Genomic DNA, 21,048 nt, shown 5'->3' with positions numbered 1-21,048 from the left:
CAATGGTCTGAACGGGTCCCGGGAGGGCCGGCCGGATCACATGGATCCGGCCGGCCTACCCGTCAGACCTCTTCGACGCTGCTCGGCTCGCGCCGGGACAGGTCGATACCGAGTTCCTCCGCCGCGCGGAAGACGTCCTCGTCCGTGTCGCGCATCTCGATGGACATGCCGTCCGAGGACAGCACCTCCACGTTGAGGCAGAGCGACTGCATTTCCTTGATGAGCACCTTGAAGGACTCAGGGATGCCCGGCTCAGGGATGTTCTCGCCCTTGACGATGGCCTCGTAGACCTTCACGCGGCCGGTCACGTCGTCGGACTTGATCGTCAGCAGCTCCTGGAGGGCGTACGCGGCGCCGTAAGCCTCAAGGGCCCACACCTCCATCTCTCCGAAGCGCTGACCACCGAACTGAGCCTTACCACCGAGCGGCTGCTGGGTGATCATGGAGTACGGGCCGGTCGAACGAGCGTGGAGCTTGTCGTCGACCAGGTGGTGCAGCTTGAGGATGTACATGTACCCGACCGAGACCGGGTCCGGGAACGGCTCACCGGAGCGGCCGTCGAACAGGTTGGCCTTTCCGGAGGGCTGGACCAGGCGGTCGCCGTCGCGGTTCGGGATCGTGGCGTTGAACAGGCCACTGATCTCGTCCTCGCGCGCACCGTCGAAGACGGGCGTGGCGACGTTGGTGCCGGGCGCGACCTGGTCGGCGCCGATGGCCTGGAGCCGCTGGGCCCACTCGTCACCGAGGCCGGAGACGTCCCAGCCGCGGCTGGCGAGCCAGCCGAGGTGGATCTCCAGGACCTGTCCCGGGTTCATTCGGGACGGAACACCCAGCGGGTTGAGGATGATGTCGACCGGGGTGCCGTCCTCCAGGAACGGCATGTCCTCGATCGGCAGGATCTTCGAGATGACGCCCTTGTTGCCGTGACGGCCGGCGAGCTTGTCACCGTCGGTGATCTTGCGCTTCTGCGCGACGTAGACGCGGACCAGCTGGTTCACGCCCGGCGGCAGCTCGTCGCCCTCTTCGCGGTCGAAGACGCGGACGCCGATGACCTTGCCGATCTCACCGTGCGGCACCTTCAGCGAGGTGTCGCGCACCTCGCGCGCCTTCTCACCGAAGATCGCGCGGAGCAGGCGCTCCTCGGGGGTCAGCTCGGTCTCGCCCTTGGGCGTGACCTTGCCGACGAGGATGTCGCCGGCGACGACCTCGGCACCGATACGGATGATGCCGCGCTCGTCGAGGTCGGCGAGGACCTCCTCGGAGACGTTCGGGATGTCCCGGGTGATCTCCTCCGGGCCGAGCTTGGTGTCACGGGCGTCGACCTCGTGCTCCTCGATGTGGATCGAGGAGAGGACGTCGTCCTGCACGAGGCGCTGCGACAGGATGATCGCGTCCTCGTAGTTGTGACCCTCCCACGGCATGAACGCCACGAGCAGGTTCTTGCCCAGGGCCATCTCACCGTTCTCGGTGGCCGGTCCGTCGGCGAGCACCTGCTCGGCGATGACCCGGTCGCCCTCGGAGACGACGACCTTCTGGTTGACCGAGGTGCCCTGGTTGGAGCGCATGAACTTGGCGATGCGGTACGTGGTGTACGTGCCGTCGTCGTTCGTGACGGTGATGTAGTCCGCGGATACCTCCTGGACCACACCGTCCTTCTCCGCCTTCAGCACGTCACCGGCGTCGGTGGCGCAGCGGTACTCCATGCCGGTGCCGACGAGGGGCGCCTCGCTCTTGATGAGCGGGACGGCCTGACGCATCATGTTCGCGCCCATGAGGGCACGGTTGGCGTCGTCGTGCTCCAGGAAGGGGATCATCGCGGTGGCGACGGACACCATCTGGCGCGGCGAGACGTCCATGTAGTCGACCTCGGCCGGCGGCACGTAGTCGACCTCACCGCCGCGGCGGCGGACCAGGACGCGGGGTTCGGTGAAGCGCAGCTCGTCGGAGAGGGTCGCGTTCGCCTGGGCGATGACGAAGCGGTCCTCCTCGTCGGCCGTGATGTAGTCGACCTCGTCGGTGACCTGGCCGTCGGTGACCTTGCGGTACGGCGTCTCGATGAAGCCGAACGCGTTGACGCGGCCGTACGAGGCGAGCGAACCGATCAGACCGATGTTCGGGCCTTCGGGGGTCTCGATCGGGCACATGCGTCCGTAGTGGGACGGGTGCACGTCTCGGACCTCGAAGCCGGCCCGCTCACGGGAGAGACCACCCGGGCCAAGAGCCGACAGGCGGCGCTTGTGGGTGAGGCCCGACAGCGGGTTGTTCTGGTCCATGAACTGCGACAGCTGGCTGGTGCCGAAGAACTCCTTGATGGAGGCGACGACCGGCCGGATGTTGATCAGGGTCTGCGGCGTGATCGCCTCGACGTCCTGGGTCGTCATGCGCTCGCGCACGACGCGCTCCATACGGGCGAGACCCGTACGGACCTGGTTCTGGATCAGCTCGCCGACGTTGCGCAGGCGGCGGTTGCCGAAGTGGTCGATGTCGTCGGTCTCGACGACGATCGAACGTCCGGACTCGCCGACCGTCTCGGTCTCACCGGCGTGCAGCTTGACCAGGTACTTGATGGTCGCGATGACGTCGTCGGTGGTGAGCACGCCGGCGTCCAGCGGCTCGTCCGCGCCGAGCTTCTTGTTCACCTTGTAGCGGCCGACCTTCGCGAGGTCGTAGCGCTTCGGGTTGAAGTAGAGGTTCTCGAGCAGCGTCTGAGCGGCCTCGCGGGTCGGCGGCTCGCCCGGGCGGAGCTTGCGGTAGATGTCGAGCAGTGCGTCGTCCTGGCCCTGGGTGTGGTCCTTCTCCAGGGTGGCGCGCATCGACTCGTACTCGCCGAACTCCTCCAGGATCTGCTCGGTCGTCCAGCCGAGAGCCTTCAGGAGGACGGTGACCGACTGCTTGCGCTTGCGGTCGATGCGGACACCGACCATGTCGCGCTTGTCGATCTCCATCTCCAGCCAGGCACCCCGGGAGGGGATGATCTTGGCGGAGTAGATGTCCTTGTCGGACGTCTTGTCGATCGAGGAATCGAAGTAGACGCCGGGGGAACGGACGAGCTGCGACACCACGACACGCTCGGTGCCGTTGATGACGAAGGTGCCCTTGTTGGTCATGAGCGGGAAGTCGCCCATGAAGACCGTCTGGGACTTGATCTCGCCGGTCTCGTTGTTGGTGAACTCGGCGGTGACGAAGAGCGGGGCGGCGAACGTGAAGTCGCGCTCCTTGCACTCGTCGATCGAGTTCTTCGGGGGCTCGAATCGGTGGTCGCGGAACGTGAGCGACATCGACCCGGAGAAGTCCTCGATCGGGGAGATCTCCTCGAAGATTTCCTCCAGGCCGGACTTGGTGGGGACGTCTTGTCCACTGTCCAGAGCAGCCTCGACGCGAGCCTTCCAGGCGGCGTTGCCGAGGAGCCAGTCAAAACTCTCGGTCTGCAGCGCGAGGAGGTTCGGAACCTCGAGGGGCTCCTTGATCTTTGCAAAGGAGATGCGCAGCGGGGCGGTGCTGGCACCGTTGTTCGTATTCGCGGTCGAGGCGTTGCGCGAGGCGGCCAAGAGGGGGTCCTTCCGAGGGCTCGGACTCACTACGCGCGTACCGGTCCCATGCCGACACGAGGACGAAAATCCCGGTTGAGGGAGGTTCTGTCATCGATGCTCAAGCGTGGGCATGCCCCTGGTGACGGGCAGGAGGCAGCTAACAGGCAGCGCAAAGGGACAGTGTAGCCAAGCGGCACACTGATGTCCAGTCGGGGTTCTCAGAGACCCGCGTCGCTGTCAACAGCTGTTCTCAACACCTTTTCAGCCCTCGCGCGGCGTCTGCCGCGCGCTTCTTTACTTCCCGCTTCGCTCTCGATCCATGCCTCGGATACGGACCGAGATGAAGACGCGTCCTGAGAATTGCGCGCCGCGTGCGGTTCGTCAAGGCCCCCCGGCCCGCACGCACCTCCTGTGGCCGCGTCCGCGGCTGGGAGGCCCTCTCCGACGCCCTCAGGAGGCGTACGGCGATGATCACCCTACTACCCGCCGCCGGAAGAGCAAGGCAACCGCCTCGGGTACGCCGAAGGGCGACCACCCGGTCGGGTGATCGCCCTTCGCGTTCGCGACGGACCCCGCCTCACGGCAGGGGCGTCACAGGTGAGTCAGAGGACTCGTGAAGTCACTTGACCTCGACGGACGCGCCGGCGCCCTTGAGGGACTCGGCAGCCTTCTCGGCGGCCTCCTTGGCGACCTTCTCGAGGACCGGCTTCGGAGCGCCGTCGACGAGGTCCTTGGCCTCCTTCAGGCCGAGGGAGGTCAGCTCACGCACGACCTTGATGACCTGGATCTTCTTCTCGCCGGCACCCGTGAGGATGACGTCGAACTCGTCCTGCTCCTCGACGGCCTCGGCGGCGGCAGCGCCACCACCGGCGGCGGCAACGGCGACCGGGGCGGCGGCCGTGACGTCGAACTTCTCCTCGAACGCCTTGACGAACTCGGCCAGCTCGATGAGGGTCAGGGTCTCGAACTGCTCGAGCAGCTCTTCCTGGGACAGCTTCGCCATGATGGCGTCCTTCCACTAAGTCGGCAGGTGCCGGATGTATATGTCGGCGGGCGTACGAAGGGCCCGCTGGACCGCTGAGTGGTTACTCGGCAGCCTCGGCGGGCGCCGGCGTACCGGCACCGCCCTGCTCTTCCTTCTTGGCACGAAGAGCTTCCGCGGTGCGGACGAACTTCGAGGGGAGCGCCTGGAAGAGCGCCGCAGCCTGAGACTGCTTGCCCTTCAGTGCACCTGCCAGCTTGGCGAGCAGAACCTCGCGGGACTCGAGGTCCGCGAGCTTCTTGATCTCATCGGCGGACAGCGCCTTACCGTCAAGGACACCGCCCTTGATGATGAGGTTCGGGTTGTCCTTGGCGAAGTCACGAAGACCCTTCGCCGACTCCACCGGGTCACCGGTGACGAAGGCAACCGCCGTCGGGCCTGCGAACAGGTCGTCCAGCGTGTCGATCCCGGCCTCGTTGGCCGCGATCTTGGTCAGCGTGTTCTTCACCACGGCGTACTGGGCGTTCTCACCGAGCGAACGGCGCAGCTGCTTGAGCTGGGCCACGGTGAGACCCCGGTACTCGGTCAGCACGGCGGCGTTCGAGCTGCGGAACTGGTCCGCGAGCTCGGCTACCGCGGCAGCCTTGTCGGGCCTTGCCATGAGCGTCGGCCTCCTTCCGGGTGATGAGGACCGCTCAGAAGGGGCCGGGAAAGACGAAACGCCCCAGCACAAGTGCCAGGGCGCGGCTCGACCGGACGGATCCGGGAGCAGTTCCACAGTCACCTGCGCAGGTCGTCCGTCTGTACGGAACCTTCGGTCAGTGCCCCTTCTTGCGAAGGCACACCGACGACCAGCGGTCTTTGGCTTCTTCAGGAGCGTACGCGACCGGGACCGCGCGGGGCAAATCCGTCCGGAATCCGCAGGGTGCGGGAGGTTTACACCCGCACCCCGCGGGCCGCGGAAAGCCGTCGAGAGGGGGTCAGGAGAGTGCGGTGGAGGTCCGGCCGGCGATCTCCTTGAAGTCCGCCGTGTCCCCCGCGTCGGGCTTCACGACGTTCACCGGGGCGCCGTAGTCGCTGAAGTAGGAGGTGGTGTTCACGGCGCCGTTGGCGCTGTCGGCCCGCGAGGACTGTTTGATCAGCAGATCGTTCTTGTCGACCCACAGGTCGACCGTCTCCGTGGTGATGCCCGTCTTGTCCAGCTGTTCCTTGAGTCCCTTGAGCTGCTCGGCGTCGAGGCTGCTGGTCTGCGCGGAGAGCGCGGCCACGTCGACGGAACCGGAGTAGTGCGTGGTGGCCACGCCCCGGACGTCCTCCTCGCCGACCCTCTTGATGCCGCCGGACGCCAGGAGGGTCTCCACGCTCTTCTCGGGGGTGCTGTTCTGCACCTGGTCCTTGAGGACCTCCCCGGAGGCGCCGGCGATCGCGGCGAGGTCCGCGTAGCCGTAGCGGATCCAGTGCTTGCCGCCGAGGGCGGACGCGAAGGCGTCCCCCATGTTCGCGTAGTAGGCGTCCTTGAGGTACAGCGCCCGCATCGAGCCGTCGCCGCTCATCTGCTTCATGGCTTCGGCCATGGTGCCGCCGGTGTACTTGATGGTGACGTCGCCGGTCATGCCGTCGGACCAGTCCATGGATCCGGTCATCGTCATCGACATGACGGTGCCCATCTCGACGGTGCTCTCGATCGTGGCGGAGTCGGCTCCGCCGCTCTTCTGCCGCACCTTCTTGAGGGCGGCGATCGGCGACACGGCGACCGCGGCACCGGCCGGGCTCCCGTCCCCGTTCTTACCGGAGCCCGAGGCCTCGTCCGACCCGCTGCACGCCGCCACCGAAGACAGCGCCACCACCGTCACGACCGACGCGCACACGCGCCCCAGGGTCCTGCTCGTCATCACTGCCCCACCCCTCGTACGTACTGTCGTCCCGCTCGCGCACCCTTGCACAGGGGACCGACAGCGACCGACGCGGCCCCGTCCTGCCGGACCGCTCCGGATACGAGGACGGGCCCCGCAACCACATGGTTGCAGGGCCCATCCACACGCGTGACGCGGCTACCTCGTGAGCACGGGGGCTCAGACGGCGGCCGGGTCCTCCTCGACGAGGAGGTTGCGGGTGCGGTTCGAGTCCAGCGGGATGCCGGGGCCCATCGTGGTGGCCAGCGCGGCCTTCTTGATGTAGCGGCCCTTGGCGGCCGACGGCTTCAGACGGAGGATCTCCTCCAGCGCGGCGGCGTAGTTCTCGACCAGCTTCGTCTCGTCGAAGGAGACCTTGCCGATGATGAAGTGCAGGTTCGAGTGCTTGTCGACGCGGAACTCGATCTTGCCGCCCTTGATGTCGTTGACAGCCTTGACGACATCGGGGGTGACGGTGCCGGTCTTCGGGTTCGGCATCAGACCACGCGGACCGAGCACACGGCCGAGGCGGCCGACCTTGCCCATGAGGTCCGGGGTGGCGACGACGGCGTCGAAGTCCAGGCGGCCCTTCGCGACCTCGTCGATGAGCTCGTCGGAGCCGACGATGTCGGCGCCCGCGGCTTCCGCGGCCGCAGCACGGTCACCGGTCGCGAAGACCAGGACCCGGGCGGTCTTGCCGGTGCCGTGCGGGAGGTTCACGGTGCCACGGACCATCTGGTCGGCCTTGCGAGGGTCAACGCCCAGGCGGAAGGCGACCTCGACGGTGCCGTCGAACTTGGTGGTCGCGGTCTCCTTGGCGAGACGGACGGCCTCGAGCGGGGCGTAGACGCGCTCCCGGTCGATCTTCGCGTCCGCAGCGCGGAGGTTCTTGCTGCGCTTCACTGCTGCTCCTGTGTGTTCAGAGTGTGGAGTCGTGGTGCGGACCAGCGCCTGGTCCTACCACTTGAGGCCTGGGAGGCTGGACTCAGCCTTCGACCGTGATGCCCATGGAACGGGCGGTGCCAGCGATGATCTTCGACGCGGCGTCGAGGTCGTTGGCGTTCAGGTCGGGGAGCTTCGTCGTGGCGATCTCGCGGACCTGGGCAGCCGTCAGCTTGGCGACCTTGGTCTTGTGCGGCTCGCCGGAGCCCTTGTCCACACCAGCGGCCTTGAGGATCAGCTTGGCGGCCGGCGGAGTCTTGGTGATGAAGGTGAAGGAACGGTCGTCGTAGACCGTGATCTCCACCGGCACGACCATGCCACGCTGCGACTCGGTCGCGGCGTTGTAGGCCTTGCAGAACTCCATGATGTTGACGCCGTGCTGACCCAGCGCGGGGCCGACCGGCGGGGCCGGGTTGGCCGCACCGGCGTTGATCTGGAGCTTGATAAGCCCCGTGATCTTCTTCTTCTTGGGAGGCATTGCTCTCTCCGGGTCCTAGTGAGAGTGTTTCGCCGCCATTCCGGTCATCCGGACGGAGGCATACCGCACAACGATAACGGGTATAGCTGCGCAACCAAAAACCGAGCAGGTCAGACCGGCTGCGAAGCCGTTCTGACCTGCTCGGTAGGCATGTGTCCAGAAGGGGACGGATACCGTCAGTTCTTCTGGATCTGGTCGAAGCTGAGCTCGACCGGGGTCTCGCGACCGAAGATCTCGACGAGGCCCTTGACCTTCTTCGAGTCGGCGTTGATCTCGTTGATCGTCGCCTGCAGCGTCGCGAACGGGCCGTCGGTGACGGTGACCGAGTCGCCCACCTCGAAGTCGAGCACCTGGACCTCGACCCGACGGGCCGGAGCCGGCTTGCCCGCGGCCTCGGCGGCCTCGCGAGCGGCCTTCTCCTCGGCCTCGGGGGCGAGCATCTTGACGATCTCGTCCAGGGTCAGCGGGTACGGGTCGTAGGCGTTGCCCACGAAGCCGGTGACGCCGGGCGTGTTGCGGACGACGCCCCAGGACTCGTTCGTCAGGTCCATGCGCACCAGGACGTAGCCCGGGAGCTTGTTCTGGCGGACGTTCTTGCGCTCGCCGTTCTTGATCTGGACGATCTCTTCCTCGGGGACTTCCGCCTGGTAGACGAACTCCTCGACGTTGAGGGAGACGGCGCGCTGCTCCAGGTTGGCCTTCACGCGCTTCTCGTACCCGGCGTACGTGTGGATGACGTACCACTCGCCGGGCAGAGTGCGGAGTTCCTCACGCAGGGCGGCGACGGGGTCGACGGGGGCGGCCGGCTCGGCGGCTTCCTCGGACTCCTCGTCGGCGTCGTCCCCGGCGGGCTCGTCGTCGTCGGATTCGGCGGCGAGCGCCTCGTCCGCCTCGTCGGTCCCGTCGGCGTCGAGCTCGGCTTCAGCGCTCTCGTCAGCAGCTTCGACCTGGTCCGAGGACTCGGAGGACTCGGACTCCGAGGCCTCAACGATGTCGTGCTGGTCCTCGGCGGACTCGAAGGCGTCCGTCCCGGACTCGGCGGCGTCGTTCAGGTTCGGGTCAGACACGATGGCTGCTTCTTCCTGGATACAAATGGGTGGAACATGCGAAAGGGGCGCCGGTGAGGCGCCCTCCGCGGGATCAGCCGAAGACGTACTTGATGACCCGCTGGAATCCGAAGTCAATCACGGTAACGAGACCAATCATGACGACCACGAACACAATCACCACGGTGGTGTACGTGCTCAGCTGCTTGCGCGTGGGCCAGACGACCTTGCGCAGCTCGGCGATGATCTGGCGGTAGAAGAGCGCGAGACGGCCGAACGGGCCCTTCTTGCCGCGCTTGCCGCCCTTCCGAGCCTTCTTCGACTCGGGCGCTTCATCCTCAGCATCAGGCATGTCGATGGAGCCCACGGCGTCCGTCACGCTACTCACCTGATTCCGGGTCGTGGCCGTGCCGCGCCCGGTGGAGCCGCACGGCTGTGCAATGAAGTACGTACATGCGCACACATCCTGGCGAAGGAGTGTGTAGCAGGGCCGGAGGGACTTGAACCCCCAACCGCTGGTTTTGGAGACCAGTGCTCTACCAATTGAGCTACGACCCTTTGTGGTTTCCCCAACCTACCGCATGTTCCCTGGTGACCAGGAAGTCATTCCGGTGCGGCTGGTGAAGGCCAACGACAGGTGAGTGTACGTGTTCATGGGCTCCGCGTCGAACAGAAGTTGAGCGGCCCATCCGGACGGGGGTGGGCGGGGCGTGTCCCGGGGCTTCCCGGGGGTCTCGTTCCGGCCCTGGCCAGGGCCCGTACGAGGCCCCGCGGGGCCCTGTCCGGCCGTTGGAACTGCCGCGCCGAGGGGGGTCCCGGTCAGGCACCATGGGGGGCATGAGCGCTGCAACTTCTCCGTCCGAACGCCGGGTCTCGGCCCGCGTCGGCGCGATCTCCGAGTCCGCCACCCTCGCCGTCGACGCCAAGGCGAAGGCCCTCAAGGCCGCCGGCCGTCCGGTGATCGGGTTCGGCGCCGGTGAGCCCGACTTCCCGACGCCCGACTACATCGTCGAGGCCGCGGTCGAGGCGTGCCGCAACCCGAAGTACCACCGCTACACCCCGGCGGGCGGGCTCCCGGAGCTCAAGGCGGCGATCGCGGCGAAGACGCTGCGCGACTCCGGCTACGAGGTCGACGCCTCGCAGGTCCTGGTGACCAACGGCGGCAAGCAGGCCATCTACGAGGCCTTCGCCGCGATCCTCGACCCGGGCGACGAGGTCGTCGTCCCCGCCCCGTACTGGACCACCTACCCCGAGTCGATCCGGCTGGCCGGCGGGGTGCCGGTGGACGTGGTGACCGACGAGACCACCGGGTACAAGGTCACGGTCGAGCAGCTGGAGGCCGCCCGCACGGAGCGGACGAAGGTCGTGCTGTTCGTCTCGCCGTCCAACCCGACCGGCGCGGTGTACACCGAGGCCGAGGCCGAGGCGATCGGCCGCTGGGCCGTCGAGCACGGGCTGTGGGTGCTGACCGACGAGATCTACGAGCACCTCGTCTACGGCGACGCGGAGTTCACCTCGCTGCCGGCGCTCCTGCCGGAGCTGCGGGACAAGTGCGTCGTGGTCAACGGTGTCGCCAAGACGTACGCGATGACCGGCTGGCGGGTGGGGTGGATCGTCGGCCCGAAGGACATCGTGAAGGCCGCGACCAACCTCCAGTCGCACGCCACCTCGAACGTCTCCAACGTCGCCCAGGCCGCCGCGCTGGCCGCCGTCTCCGGGCAGCTGGACGCGGTCGCCGAGATGCGGACCGCCTTCGACCGCCGGCGGAAGACGATCGTGCGGATGCTCAACGAGATCGACGGGGTCCTCTGCCCCGAGCCCGAGGGCGCGTTCTACGCGTACCCCTCGGTGAAGGGTCTGCTCGGCAAGGAGATCCGCGGCCGGCGCCCGGCGAGCTCGGTCGAGCTGGCGGCGCTCATCCTGGACGAGGCCGAGGTCGCCGTCGTACCGGGTGAGGCCTTCGGCACGCCGGGTTACCTCCGGCTCTCCTACGCGCTGGGCGACGACGACCTGGCCGAGGGCGTCTCGCGGATCCAGAAGCTGCTGGCGGAGGCACGCGACTGACCTCGCGCCGAACACGGCAGGCTGCCCTCGGCCCGCGGACTTCATGTCCCGGGCCGGGGGCGCTTTTTTGTTCGCCCCCCTCCTCGAAAGGGGAAGCGGCTTCCGCTCCGGGGCACGGGTGCGGCAGGATCTTCCAATGGAGCGTGATGTACGTCTGTTGCCCAAGGCCCACCTGCACCTGCACTTCACGGGGTCGATGCGGCCCACCACCCTGCTCGAACTCGCCGACAAGTACGGCGTGCGCCTGCCCGAGGCCCTCACCGGCGGTGAACCCCCCGAACTCCGGGCGACCGACGAGCGGGGCTGGTTCCGCTTCCAGCGGCTCTACGACATCGCCCGGTCCTGCCTGCGGGAGCCCGAGGACATCCAGCGCCTGGTGCGGGAGACCGCGCAGGAGGACGTCGCGGACGGTTCCGGCTGGCTGGAGATCCAGGTCGACCCCACCTCGTACGCGCCGCTGCTCGGCGGGCTGATCCCGGCGATCGAGATCATCCTGGACGCCGTGGACAGCGCCTCCCGGGACACCGGCCTGGGGATGCGGGTGGTGATCGCGGCGAACCGGATGAAGCACCCGCTCGACGCCCGCACGCTGGCCCGGCTGGCGGTGCGGTACGCGGACCGGGGGGTCGTCGGCTTCGGGCTCTCCAACGACGAGCGCCGGGGCATGGCCCGGGACTTCGACCGGGCCTTCGCCATCGCCCGCGAGGGCGGGCTGATCGCGGCCCCGCACGGCGGCGAGCTGGCCGGCCCCTCCAGCGTCCGGGACTGCCTGGACGACCTGGACGCGTACCGGATCGGGCACGGGGTGCGGGCCGCCGAGGACCCGCGGCTGATGCGCAGGCTGGCGGAGCGCGGGATCACCTGCGAGGTCTGCCCGGCGTCCAACGTGGCGCTGGGGGTCTACGAGAAGCCCGGCGACGTGCCGCTGCGGGCCCTGTTCGACGCGGGGGTGCCGATGGCGCTGGGCGCGGACGACCCGCTGCTCTTCGGTGCCCGGCTGGCCGCCCAGTACGACCTGGTGCGCAAGCACCACGCCTTCACCGACGAGGAGCTGGCGGAACTCGCCCGGCAGTCGGTGCGCGGTTCGGTGGCGCCCCAGGACGTGCGGCGCGGGCTGCTGGACGGGATCGACGACTGGCTGGCCGCTCCGGCCGCCTGAGCGGCCCGAAGCGGCCCGAAGCGGCCCGCGCCGCCTCAGAGACCGACGCCGACCGTCACCGGTTCGTTGACTAGGGTCACGCCGAACGCCTCGCGCACCCCGGCCACGACCTCGCGGGCGAGGGCGAGGAGATCCTCGGTGGTGGCCTCGCCCCGGTTGGTGAGGGCGAGGGTGTGCTTGGTGGAGATGCGGGCGGGTCCGGTGCCGTACCCCTTGGTGAAACCGGCCTTGTCGATCAGCCAGGCGGCCGAGGTCTTGGTCCGCCCGTCGCCCGCCGGGTAGGCGGGCGGGGCGGCGTCCGGGCCGAGGCGCTCGGCGGCGCGGGCGAGGAGCTCCGCGTACTCCCGCTCGTCGAGCTCCGGGTTGGTGAAGAAGGAGCCGGCGGACCAGGTGTCGTGGTCCTCGGGGTCCAGCACCATGCCCTTGCCCGCGCGCAGGGCGAGGACGGTCTCCCGGGCGGCGGCGGCCGGGACCCGGTCGCCGGGCTCGACGCCGAGGGTGCGGGCCATCTCCGCGTACTTGACGGGCGCCGACATCCCTCCCGCGTCCTCCAGCTCGAAGCGGACGCGCAGGACGACGTACCGGTCGGGGTGGTGCTTGAAGGTGCTGTGCCGGTAGGAGAATCCGCACGCGGCGTTGGAGAGGGTGACCGTCTTCCCGGAGCGGCGGTCGTAGGCGACGACCTCGCTGATGGTGGCGGCGACCTCCTGGCCGTACGCCCCCACGTTCTGGATCGGCGTGGCACCGGCGGAACCGGGGATTCCGGCAAGGCACTCGATGCCCGCGAGCCCGGCTTCGACGGTACGGGCGACGGCGTCGGTCCAGACCTCGCCCGCCGCGAGTTCGAGGCGGGTGCCGGTGAGCTCGAAGCCGGTGGTGGCGACGCGCAGGGCGGTGCCGTCGAAGCCCTTGTCGCCGATGACCAGGTTGGAGCCGCCGCCGACGATCAGCAGCGGGGTGCCCGCGTCGTCGGCCTCGCGGACGGCCGCGATCACCTCGGCGTCGGTCGTCGCGGTGACGAGGCGGGTGGCCGGGCCGCCGAGCCGGAAGGTGGTCAGGGGGGCGAGGGGGGCGTCGTGGAGTACCTGCACGGGACCAGAGTACGGTCCGCGCCCCTGCCGACCGGGCGGGGGCGCGGACCGTACGACGGCGGGAGCGGTGGTCAGGCCGGGACGCCGAGGGCCGGGGCGGTGGGCTCGGGCTCGGGGACCGGCGAGCCGCCCCGGCGGCCGGGCACCAGCAGGGCGACGAGCGCGGCGAGCGCCACTACACCGGCCCCGATCCAGACCGCGGGCACGGTCCCGTCGGTGAACTGCTGCGGGGAGCCGTAGCCGCCCCGGGCGGAGAAGACGGAAGCCAGTACGGCGACCCCGAGGGCGCCACCGACCTCGCGCAGCGCGTTGTTGGCGCCGGAGGCGATGCCCTGCTCGCCGGGCCGGACGCTGGACATGACGAGTCCGGAGGCGGGGGCGAAGTACATCGCCATGCCGACGCCACCGATGATCAGACCGGGCAGCTGGGCGGCGTACGAGACGTCGGGGCTGAGGACCCGTGCGAAGAGCGCGAGGCCCACCGCCTGGAGCGCGAGTCCGGTGACGACGATGGGGCGTCCGCCGAACCGGTCGCTGAGGTGGCCGGCGACCGGCGCGACCAGGATCGGCATGCCGGTCCAGGGCAGCATCCGCAGTCCGGCCTCGGTGGGCGAGTAGCCGAGGGCGCTCTGCAGGAACTGGCTGAGCAGGAAGATCGAGCCGAACATCCCGAGGAACATCAGCAGGCTCGCGATGTTGATCCCGAAGAAGGCCCGGCTGCGGAAGAGCCGCATCGGCAGCATCGGGCGCTTCGCCCGGAAGCCGTGGACGACGAAGCCGGCCAGGAGCGCGCTTCCGGCGAGGAGACCGGTGAGGACGGGTGCGCTGGTCCAGCCCTCGGAGTTGGCGCTGACGAGGGCGTACACGATCCCGAAGAGGCCGCCGCTGATCAGCACGGTGCCCGGGACGTCGAGCCGGGCTCCGGGGGCGTACGACTCCGTGAGCCGCAGCCGGGCCAGCGGCAGCAGGACGAGGCCCACCGGCACGTTCAGCCAGAAGATCCACTGCCAGGAGATGTGCTCGGTGATGCTGCCGCCGATCAGCGGGCCACTCGCCACGGCCAGGCCGGTGACCGCGCTGTAGATACCGAGCACCGCGCCCCGGCGGGCGGCCGGGACGGCCGCCGTGAGGAGCGTGAGGGTGAGCGGCATCATGATCGCGGCGCCGACGCCCTGGACCGCCCGGAACGCGATGAGTTCACCGATGCCGGGCGAGAGGGCCGCCGCGGCGGAGGCGCCGGTGAAGACGGAGAGCCCGATGAGGAAGAGCCGGCGGCGGCCGAAACGGTCGCCCAGGGCCGCGCCCGTCATCAGGAGGACCGCGAAGGTGAGCGTGTAGGCGTTCACCGTCCATTCGAGCTCCTTCAGCCCGCCGCCGAGGCTCACGCGGATGGACGGCAGGGCCGTGGTCACGACGAGGTTGTCGAGCGCCGCCATGAAACTGGCGAGGCTGGTGACGACGAGAGCCCAGAGGGCTCCCCCGCGCAGAGGTGTGGGTGCGGGCTGATTCATGGTTCCCCCTGGGCGAGTGATTAGTTATTGATTACTAAGTTCTGCGGGCAGAAAGCCGGGCCGGGCGGTCCCCCGCGAACATGCTGCCCGACGGGGACGGTCGCGCTGCTCTCAGTCGGGAAACGAGGTGGAGCCGGGGACGGAGCCGGCGGGCCCGGCCTCCTCGGCTTTCCCGGTCTCGCCGGACGTCGGGCGGGCGGAGTCCCAGATGGACGACCAGACCCGGTGGCCGACGGGAAAGCCGAGCGAGGTGAGGGTGTTGATGAGCATGCCGTGGGCGAAGTAGTTCTTGGTCTCCTCGTCGTCGGCACCGAGCGCGAGGTGGACCTCGTCCCACATACGCGCCCAGCAGGCCCGCACCGAGACGCCGAACTCGTGGTCCCCGGACGCCTCGGCCGCCGCGACGGCCGCGTACGTCTGCATCTGCATGAGCAGCTTGTCGGGATCCTCGGCGATCAGCCGTCCGTACGCCGCCGCCATGCACTGGGCGGCGTCCTCGCCCTCGCCCGCCGCCAGGAGAATGCCCATGGTGTCCGTCAGGCAGCGTTCGGCGGCGGCGAGGAACATCGCCTGCTTGCTGGGGAAGAGGCGGAAGAGGTACGGCTGCGAAACGCCGACGGCCCGCGCGATCGTCTCCGTGGAGGTCCCGTCGTAGCCGCCGCGGGCGAACGCGGTGATGGCCGCGTGGATGACGCTCTCGCGCCGCTCGTCCGCACTCATTCTCACCATGGACGCAAGTTATTGCTCAATCACTAACCATGTCAAGCGGTGGTCCGGAACACGCCGAAGGGGCACCCGCCGAAGCGGATGCCCCTTCCCGTACGCCCGTGGGCGACCGTACGCGGTGCTCAGGCGAGGCGGACCACGGCGCGGGACATGCCCAGCACCTTCTGGCCGTCGCACACGGCGATCAGGTCGACCCGGACCTGGTTGTCGTCCAGCTTGGCGGCGACCTTGCCGCTGACCTCGATCAGCGCGCCCTTGTCGTCGTTCGGCACGACGACCGGCTTGGTGAAGCGCACGCCGTACTCGACGACCGCACCCGGGTCGCCGGCCCAGTCCGTGACCACCCGGACCGCCTCGGCCATGGTGAACATGCCGTGCGCGATGACGTCCGGCAGTCCGACCTCGACCGCGAACTTCTCGTTCCAGTGGATCGGGTTGAAGTCGCCGGACGCACCCGCGTACCGCACCAGCGAGGCCCGGGTGACCGGGAAGGAGCGGGACGGCAGCTCCGTACCGACCTCGACCGACTCGTAAGCGACCTTCGCCGTCATCACGCCTCCTCGGCGGCTCGCGCCACCAGCTTCGTCCAGGCCGTCACGACGTGTGCGCCGGACTCGTCGTGGACCTCGCCGCGGATGTCCAGGATGTCGTTCCCGGCCATCGACTTGATCCGCTCGATCGTCGAGGTGACCGTCAGCCGGTCCCCCGCCCTCACCGGGCGCGCGTAGGCGAACTTCTGGTCACCGTGCACGACCCGGCTGTAGTCGAGCCCCAGCTGCGGGTCCTCGATGACCTGCCCGGCGGCCTTGAACGTGATGGAGAAGACAAAGGTGGGCGGCGCGATCACGTCCGGGTGACCGAGCGCACGGGCCGCCTCCGCGTCGACGTACGCCGGATGGGCGTCACCCACCGCCTCGGCGAACTCTCGGATCTTCTCCCGGCCGACCTCGTACGCCGGAGTGGGCGGATAGGTCCGCCCCACGAAGGACTGGTCGAGCGCCATGAGCTCGCTACCTCCTGATGAAGTGAAAAAAGAGGGGCCGAGGGAAGTCGATGGAACCGGCCCACGACCCCATACAACGACACGAGGCCGCCCCCAGTGGGGACGGCCTCGTGTACGAGCCTGTTTCAGCGCGTTTCGCGGTGCGCAGTGTGCGAGTTGCAGCGCGGGCAGTGCTTCTTCATCTCAAGACGGTCCGGGTTGTTACGCCGGTTCTTCTTGGTGATGTAGTTCCGCTCCTTGCACTCCACGCAGGCCAGCGTGATCTTCGGGCGGACGTCGGTGGCAGCCACGTGAGTGCTCCTAAGACGGACGGATGGACGGATGAACGCATAAAAGAGTAGCCGATCGAAGGACCGACCCCACAATCGGCTACCGTTTGTAGCGGTGACCGGACTTGAACCGGTGACACAGCGATTATGAGCCGCTTGCTCTACCGACTGAGCTACACCGCTTTGATGAAAAGGTCCCCCTGCCGAAGCAGGGCTTCCCGATCACCAGAGCCCCAATGCGGAATCGAACCGCAGACCTTCTCCTTACCATGGAGACGCTCTACCGACTGAGCTATTGGGGCGAGCGAGGAAGACATTACACGGTTCTCCGCCGATCCCCCAAATCCGTTTCCGCGACCCCCCTCGTGGGCCCTCCCGGAGGTGGCTCCGAGGCCCCTCCAGGGCTCTGATCAGGGGCTGAACCCCGGGACGCCGAACCACAGCCGCCCCACGGAACCCCTCCGTCCGGGGCGCCCCGCACCGCCTCGCCGGTATGACTATTTCGCTCCTCCCTGGGACAGGTCGGACTCACCCCTAGGCTCGGGCCGGTTCGATCTTGAAAGCGGCCGTTCCGGCGGCGTCCCGGCACCGTTCCGGCGGCCGTCGGGGCGTGGCGGGACCACATTCCTCCCAGGAGCGCGATGCCCGACAGCCGGCCGGGGCGACCCGGCCACGACCCGGCGGACGGACCCGGCGCGGCCCCCGAGCCGCTCCTGTTGTGCGGCGCACGGCTCGCCGACGGCCGCCCGGTGGACGTCCGGGTGGCGGGGGCGCGGATCGAGGCCGTCGGGGACCCCGGCAGTCTCGGCACCCGGGGCGCGCGGGTCGACCTGCGCGGCTACCTGCTGCTCCCCGCCCCCGCCGAACCCCACGCCCACGGCGACACCGCCCTCACCGCCTCCGACTGCGACGGCGACCCGCGCGGCCCCCAGGATCTGCGCCGGCGTGCGACCGAGGCCGCCCTGCTCCAGCTGGGCCACGGCGCGACCGCGCTGCGCACCCACGTGCGGGTGGGCGGCACGCAGGGCCTCGCGCCCCTGGAGGCCGTCCTGCAGGCCCGGTACGCGCTGCGCGGGCTGACCGACCTCACGCCCGTGGCGGTCCCCAGGCGCCTCACCGGCGCTTCCGGCGGAGACGGTACGGCCCTGCTCCGGGACGCCGTCGCGATGGGCGCCGGCGTGATCGGGGGGCGCCCCGATCTCGACCCCGACCCGGACGGGCACGCGGAGCGGGCTCTCACCGTCGCCGCCGAGCACGGGCTCCCGGTGGATCTGCACACGGACGCGTCCGACCCCGCGCGGCTGGCCCGGTTCGCCGCGATGGCGGCCGACCTGAGAGCGGGTCCGGTCCCCGAGGCGGGGACCGGATCCCCGCCGCAGGGGCCGAGGGTGACCATCGGCCCCTGCGGCGGCCTCTCGCGGCTGCCGCCGGAGCTCGTGGGGCAGGCGGCCCGTCGACTCGCGGCGGCGGGAGTTGCGGTCGTCTGCCTGCCCCAGGGCTGCTGCTCCGGCGCGAAGCGCCGACTCACCGCCCCCGTACGCCTGTTGCGAGCGGCCGGCGTGATCGTGGCGGCGGGCAGCGGGGCGTTGCGCGACACGGTCAACCCGGTCGGGCGCGGGGACCCGCTGGAAGCGGCGTACCTGCTGGCCTCGCAGCACGGACTGCCCGTCAGAACCGCGTACGACGCCGTCGCGAACACCGCCCGGCAGGCGATGGGGCTGCCCGAAGTGCGGGTGGAGGCGGGCGCCCCGGCCGAACTCCTCGCCGTGCGCGGCGACGGCCTCGCGGGCGTGCTCTCGCTCGCGTACAGCCGGATCGTGGTGCACCGGGGGCGGATCGTCGCCCGGACGAGCGCGGTGCGTGAGTACTGCGATCCGGATCTCCCGGAGCCGTACGGACTGCCGCGCCAGGGCCGGCCGGGCCCCGGTCCCGGCCCGGGTTGACCAAGAGCCGGGCGTGCTCCGGGCGGGCGGGCCAGGTCCGGCGTACGGTCGTGACCATGCGCATTGTCATCGCAGGTGGACATGGTCAGATCGCACTTCGGCTGGAGCGTCTGCTCGCCGCGCGCGGGGACGAAGCGGTCGGTGTCGTCCGCGATCCGGGTCAGCGGGGGGACTTGGAGGCGGTCGGCGCCCGAGCGGCCGTGCTGGACCTCGAATCGGCCTCTGTGGACGAGGTGGCCGAAGTGCTCGAAGGCGCCGACGCCGTGGTCTTCGCGGCGGGCGCGGGTCCCGACAGCGGCGCCGCGCGCAAGGACACGGTGGACCGGGCGGCGGCGGTGCTCTTCGCCGACGCTGCCGAACGCGCGGGCGTACGGCGCTACGTCATGGTCTCGGCCATGGGCGCGGACGCCTCGCACCCGGGCGACGAGGTCTTCGACGTGTACCTGCGGGCGAAGGGCGCGGCGGACGACGCCGTACGGGCGCGCTCCGGCCTCGACTGGACGATCCTCCGCCCCGGGCTGCTCACCGACGACGCCGGCACCGGCCTGGTCCTGCTCTCCCCCTCCACCGGCCGGGGCCCCGTCCCCCGCGACGACGTGGCGGCGACCCTCGCGGAGCTGCTGGACACCCCGAGCACGGCGGGCCTGACCCTGGAGCTGATCTCCGGCAACGTGCCGGTGGCGGTCGCGGTCAGGAACGTCTCGGGGAACTGAGCGGCGGGGCCCGCGGCGGGCGTACGGAAGGTCCGCCGCGGGACCACGCGTGATCCGCGGCGGGCCCCGACAGGAGAACCCCCGGACATGAAGGAAGCCCCCGACATGAAGGAAGCCCCCGCCCACATTGCTGTGGACGGGGGCTTCCCGTTCGGTGGCGGCGCCAGGGTTCGAACCTGGGTAGGCTGAGCCGGCAGATTTACAGTCTGCTCCCTTTGGCCACTCGGGCACACCGCCTCGAACATCACTTCGAAGCCCCGCTGGGGAACTCCTTGGCGACGACGTAAACGATACCCGATGCTCAGGGGTGCTCCGCCACTCGATTGATCAGCGTCCGGACGCACGGTCAGCCTTTAGGCTTTCTCCTGCACCGCATTGCATCCCACGCTTACGCACGATCACGACGCAAGGAGCCACACGTCATGGCCGACTCCAGTTTCGACATCGTCTCGAAGGTCGAGCGGCAGGAGGTCGACAACGCCCTCAACCAGGCCGCCAAGGAGATCTCCCAGCGCTACGACTTCAAGGGCACCGGCGCGTCGATCGCCTGGTCCGGCGAGAAGATCCTGATGGAGGCGAACGGCGAGGAGCGCGTCAAGGCGATCCTCGACATCTTCGAGACCAAGCTGATCAAGCGCGGGATCTCGCTGAAGTCGCTGGACGCGGGCGAGCCGCAGCTCTCCGGCAAGGAGTACAAGATCTTCGCCACCATCGAGGAAGGCATCTCCCAGGAGAACGCCAAGAAGGTCGCCAAGGTCATCCGCGACGAGGGCCCCAAGGGCGTCAAGGCGCAGGTCCAGGGCGACGAGCTGCGGGTCAGCTCGAAGAGCCGCGACGACCTCCAGGCCGTCCAGGCGCTGCTCAAGGGCAAGGACTTCGACTTCGCCCTGCAGTACGTCAACTACCGGTGACGGGCGGGCTGTCGCCCGTCCTCCCGCTCGCGTCCTGAGGCTCCCCACGAGGTTCCCCACGGCGGTGTCGTTCCCGGCACCGCCGTGAGCCGTGTCCGGGCGCGGGACGCGTGAGCCGGATGCCTGATGTCGGATTTCCGCCAGCCGGGTCGTGCGCCGGTGGCGCAGACTCGTAGGTACGGGGCCACCACCGGGACCACTTCGGGCCCGGGTGGCGCGCGAGAGGGATGGCGGTCGATGGGCACGGTGTACACGAGGTTCGACAGCCCGCTGGGCGAGCTGCTGCTCGTCGGCGACGAGGCGTCCGGGGGCCTGCTCTCCGTGTCCGTACCGGAGCAGAAGGGCGGGGCGGTCGTCCTGGCGGGGTGGCGGGAGGCGCCGGAGGCCCTCGCGGAGGTCCGGGCACAGCTCTCGGCGTATTTCGCGGGGCGGCTGACGCGTTTCGAGCTGCCGTACGCGCCGGGGGCGGGGACGGAGTTCCAGCGTCGGGTCTGGGGGGCTCTGGAGGAGATCCCGTACGGCAGGACGGTGTCGTACGGCTGGGTGGCGGAGCGGGTCGGCGTCGCGGGGGCCGGGGTGCGGGCCGTGGGCACCGCGATCGGGCGGAATCCGCTGCTGGTGGTGCGGCCGTGCCACCGGGTGATCGGCGCGGACGGTTCGTTGCGCGGGTACGCGGGCGGGCCGGGGCGCAAGGAGCGACTGCTGACGTTCGAGGGCGCCTGGGCCGACGGCCGGGCGACGGAGGGCGCGGCGGAGCGGGAGCCCGGGCGGAACGCGGCCGGGCGGAA

Annotated in this window: 19 protein-coding genes, 4 tRNA genes and 1 pseudogene; 6 read left to right on the top strand and 18 right to left on the bottom strand. The window is 69.6% G+C overall.

The genetic code is table 11. The annotated features are described in order from the left end of the window. Window positions 1–62 precede the first annotated feature (62 nt). The 9 genes from rpoB to ACFZAX_RS07410 form a co-directional block, all read right to left on the bottom strand. A complete protein-coding gene (gene rpoB / locus ACFZAX_RS07450; protein ID WP_390959989.1) occupies window positions 63–3,548 on the bottom strand; it encodes a DNA-directed RNA polymerase subunit beta in 3,486 nt (1,161 codons plus the stop codon). A gap of 601 nt (window positions 3,549–4,149) precedes the next feature. Then, a complete protein-coding gene (rplL, locus tag ACFZAX_RS07445) occupies window positions 4,150–4,533 on the bottom strand; it encodes a 50S ribosomal protein L7/L12 (RefSeq protein ID WP_390959987.1) in 384 nt (127 codons plus the stop codon). Between the two features lie 82 nt (window positions 4,534–4,615). Further along, window positions 4,616–5,173 (bottom strand): 50S ribosomal protein L10, encoded by a 558-nt coding sequence (gene rplJ / locus ACFZAX_RS07440; RefSeq protein WP_327176212.1) that lies wholly within the window; start codon window positions 5,171–5,173, stop codon window positions 4,616–4,618. Window positions 5,174–5,492: 319 nt separating this feature from the next. Beyond that, window positions 5,493–6,404, bottom strand: a complete 912-nt coding sequence (locus ACFZAX_RS07435; RefSeq protein WP_390959985.1) for a hypothetical protein — start codon at window positions 6,402–6,404, stop codon at window positions 5,493–5,495. A 180-nt stretch (window positions 6,405–6,584) separates the two neighbouring features. Beyond that, a complete protein-coding gene (gene rplA, locus ACFZAX_RS07430) occupies window positions 6,585–7,307 on the bottom strand; it encodes a 50S ribosomal protein L1 (protein ID WP_390959982.1) in 723 nt (240 codons plus the stop codon). Window positions 7,308–7,389: 82 nt separating this feature from the next. Then, window positions 7,390–7,824, bottom strand: coding sequence for a 50S ribosomal protein L11 (rplK, locus tag ACFZAX_RS07425; protein ID WP_073740413.1), 435 nt, complete (start codon window positions 7,822–7,824; stop codon window positions 7,390–7,392). A 176-nt stretch (window positions 7,825–8,000) separates the two neighbouring features. Further along, window positions 8,001–8,891, bottom strand: a complete 891-nt coding sequence (gene nusG, locus ACFZAX_RS07420; RefSeq protein ID WP_390959981.1) for a transcription termination/antitermination protein NusG — start codon at window positions 8,889–8,891, stop codon at window positions 8,001–8,003. Window positions 8,892–8,964: 73 nt separating this feature from the next. Then, entirely contained in the window at window positions 8,965–9,249 is a 285-nt protein-coding gene (gene secE, locus ACFZAX_RS07415) for a preprotein translocase subunit SecE (RefSeq protein WP_327176216.1), read from the bottom strand. A gap of 106 nt (window positions 9,250–9,355) precedes the next feature. Further along, window positions 9,356–9,428: transfer RNA gene (locus ACFZAX_RS07410), tRNA-Trp, on the bottom strand. 279 nt (window positions 9,429–9,707) lie between these two features. Between ACFZAX_RS07410 and ACFZAX_RS07405 the strand changes: the two genes are divergently transcribed. Both ACFZAX_RS07405 and ACFZAX_RS07400 read left to right on the top strand, forming a co-directional pair. Further along, window positions 9,708–10,934 carry an aminotransferase class I/II-fold pyridoxal phosphate-dependent enzyme gene (locus tag ACFZAX_RS07405; RefSeq protein WP_390959978.1) on the top strand — a complete coding sequence of 409 codons (1,227 nt, stop codon included), beginning with the start codon at window positions 9,708–9,710 and terminating at the stop codon, window positions 10,932–10,934. Between the two features lie 136 nt (window positions 10,935–11,070). After that, a complete protein-coding gene (locus ACFZAX_RS07400) occupies window positions 11,071–12,093 on the top strand; it encodes an adenosine deaminase (protein WP_390959976.1) in 1,023 nt (340 codons plus the stop codon). Window positions 12,094–12,128: 35 nt separating this feature from the next. On the opposite strand, the gene ACFZAX_RS07395 is transcribed toward ACFZAX_RS07400, so the two are convergent. From ACFZAX_RS07395 to ACFZAX_RS07360, 8 genes are all read right to left on the bottom strand, one after another. Then, entirely contained in the window at window positions 12,129–13,184 is a 1,056-nt protein-coding gene (locus tag ACFZAX_RS07395; RefSeq protein ID WP_390959974.1) for a UDP-N-acetylmuramate dehydrogenase, read from the bottom strand. Window positions 13,185–13,255: 71 nt separating this feature from the next. After that, window positions 13,256–14,695: a DHA2 family efflux MFS transporter permease subunit gene (locus ACFZAX_RS07390; protein ID WP_390959972.1), complete on the bottom strand. Its 1,440-nt coding sequence runs from the start codon at window positions 14,693–14,695 to the stop codon at window positions 13,256–13,258. Window positions 14,696–14,806: 111 nt separating this feature from the next. Continuing rightward, entirely contained in the window at window positions 14,807–15,415 is a 609-nt protein-coding gene (locus ACFZAX_RS07385) for a TetR family transcriptional regulator (protein WP_390960081.1), read from the bottom strand. Between the two features lie 128 nt (window positions 15,416–15,543). Then, on the bottom strand, window positions 15,544–15,972 hold the full coding sequence (locus ACFZAX_RS07380) for a MaoC/PaaZ C-terminal domain-containing protein (protein ID WP_390959970.1): 429 nt from the start codon (window positions 15,970–15,972) through the stop codon (window positions 15,544–15,546). After that, window positions 15,972–16,424, bottom strand: coding sequence for a MaoC family dehydratase N-terminal domain-containing protein (locus ACFZAX_RS07375; protein WP_390959968.1), 453 nt, complete (start codon window positions 16,422–16,424; stop codon window positions 15,972–15,974). Before ACFZAX_RS07375 ends, ACFZAX_RS07380 begins: the two co-directional genes overlap by 1 nt. 125 nt (window positions 16,425–16,549) lie before the next feature. Beyond that, window positions 16,550–16,714 (bottom strand): 50S ribosomal protein L33, encoded by a 165-nt coding sequence (rpmG, locus tag ACFZAX_RS07370; protein WP_003956487.1) that lies wholly within the window; start codon window positions 16,712–16,714, stop codon window positions 16,550–16,552. An 89-nt stretch (window positions 16,715–16,803) separates the two neighbouring features. Next, window positions 16,804–16,876, bottom strand: a tRNA-Met gene (locus ACFZAX_RS07365). Between the two features lie 46 nt (window positions 16,877–16,922). Then, window positions 16,923–16,995, bottom strand: a tRNA-Thr gene (locus tag ACFZAX_RS07360). Window positions 16,996–17,334: 339 nt separating this feature from the next. On the opposite strand from ACFZAX_RS07360, the gene ACFZAX_RS07355 reads away from it, so the two are divergent. Together ACFZAX_RS07355 and ACFZAX_RS07350 are read left to right on the top strand one after the other, a co-directional pair. Then, window positions 17,335–18,636 (top strand): amidohydrolase family protein, encoded by a 1,302-nt coding sequence (locus ACFZAX_RS07355; protein ID WP_390959966.1) that lies wholly within the window; start codon window positions 17,335–17,337, stop codon window positions 18,634–18,636. A gap of 56 nt (window positions 18,637–18,692) precedes the next feature. Further along, window positions 18,693–19,349: an NAD(P)H-binding protein gene (locus ACFZAX_RS07350; RefSeq protein ID WP_390959964.1), complete on the top strand. Its 657-nt coding sequence runs from the start codon at window positions 18,693–18,695 to the stop codon at window positions 19,347–19,349. Between the two features lie 155 nt (window positions 19,350–19,504). Here ACFZAX_RS07350 and ACFZAX_RS07345 read toward each other — a convergent pair. Further along, a tRNA-Tyr gene (locus tag ACFZAX_RS07345) sits at window positions 19,505–19,586 on the bottom strand. Window positions 19,587–19,771: 185 nt separating this feature from the next. Between ACFZAX_RS07345 and ACFZAX_RS07340 the strand changes: the two genes are divergently transcribed. Then, window positions 19,772–20,260 carry a YajQ family cyclic di-GMP-binding protein gene (locus ACFZAX_RS07340; RefSeq protein ID WP_275493775.1) on the top strand — a complete coding sequence of 163 codons (489 nt, stop codon included), beginning with the start codon at window positions 19,772–19,774 and terminating at the stop codon, window positions 20,258–20,260. A gap of 237 nt (window positions 20,261–20,497) precedes the next feature. Next, window positions 20,498–20,986, top strand: a pseudogene (locus tag ACFZAX_RS07335) (methylated-DNA--[protein]-cysteine S-methyltransferase); the annotation flags it as partial. Window positions 20,987–21,048 lie beyond the last annotated feature (62 nt).

Source organism: Streptomyces sp. NPDC008125, from assembly GCF_042957125.1.
Taxonomy (GTDB): domain Bacteria; phylum Actinomycetota; class Actinomycetes; order Streptomycetales; family Streptomycetaceae; genus Streptomyces.
Note: the sequence above shows the minus strand (reverse complement) of the source record. Positions and strands in the feature narration are given on the sequence as shown.

Excerpts from the sequence above, each read along its gene's own strand:
- rplL (WP_390959987.1), bottom strand. The coding sequence starts at position 4,533 with ATGGCGAAGCTGTCCCAGGAAGAGCTGCTCGAGCAGTTCGAGACCCTG.
- rplJ (WP_327176212.1), bottom strand. The coding sequence starts at position 5,173 with ATGGCAAGGCCCGACAAGGCTGCCGCGGTAGCCGAGCTCGCGGACCAG.
- ACFZAX_RS07435 (WP_390959985.1), bottom strand. The coding sequence starts at position 6,404 with ATGACGAGCAGGACCCTGGGGCGCGTGTGCGCGTCGGTCGTGACGGTG.
- rplK (WP_073740413.1), bottom strand. The coding sequence starts at position 7,824 with ATGCCTCCCAAGAAGAAGAAGATCACGGGGCTTATCAAGCTCCAGATC.
- ACFZAX_RS07405 (WP_390959978.1), top strand. The coding sequence starts at position 9,708 with ATGAGCGCTGCAACTTCTCCGTCCGAACGCCGGGTCTCGGCCCGCGTC.
- ACFZAX_RS07400 (WP_390959976.1), top strand. The coding sequence starts at position 11,071 with ATGGAGCGTGATGTACGTCTGTTGCCCAAGGCCCACCTGCACCTGCAC.
- ACFZAX_RS07390 (WP_390959972.1), bottom strand. The coding sequence starts at position 14,695 with ATGAATCAGCCCGCACCCACACCTCTGCGCGGGGGAGCCCTCTGGGCT.
- ACFZAX_RS07385 (WP_390960081.1), bottom strand. The coding sequence starts at position 15,415 with ATGAGTGCGGACGAGCGGCGCGAGAGCGTCATCCACGCGGCCATCACC.
- ACFZAX_RS07380 (WP_390959970.1), bottom strand. The coding sequence starts at position 15,972 with ATGACGGCGAAGGTCGCTTACGAGTCGGTCGAGGTCGGTACGGAGCTG.
- ACFZAX_RS07375 (WP_390959968.1), bottom strand. The coding sequence starts at position 16,424 with ATGGCGCTCGACCAGTCCTTCGTGGGGCGGACCTATCCGCCCACTCCG.
- ACFZAX_RS07355 (WP_390959966.1), top strand. The coding sequence starts at position 17,335 with ATGCCCGACAGCCGGCCGGGGCGACCCGGCCACGACCCGGCGGACGGA.
- ACFZAX_RS07350 (WP_390959964.1), top strand. The coding sequence starts at position 18,693 with ATGCGCATTGTCATCGCAGGTGGACATGGTCAGATCGCACTTCGGCTG.
- ACFZAX_RS07340 (WP_275493775.1), top strand. The coding sequence starts at position 19,772 with ATGGCCGACTCCAGTTTCGACATCGTCTCGAAGGTCGAGCGGCAGGAG.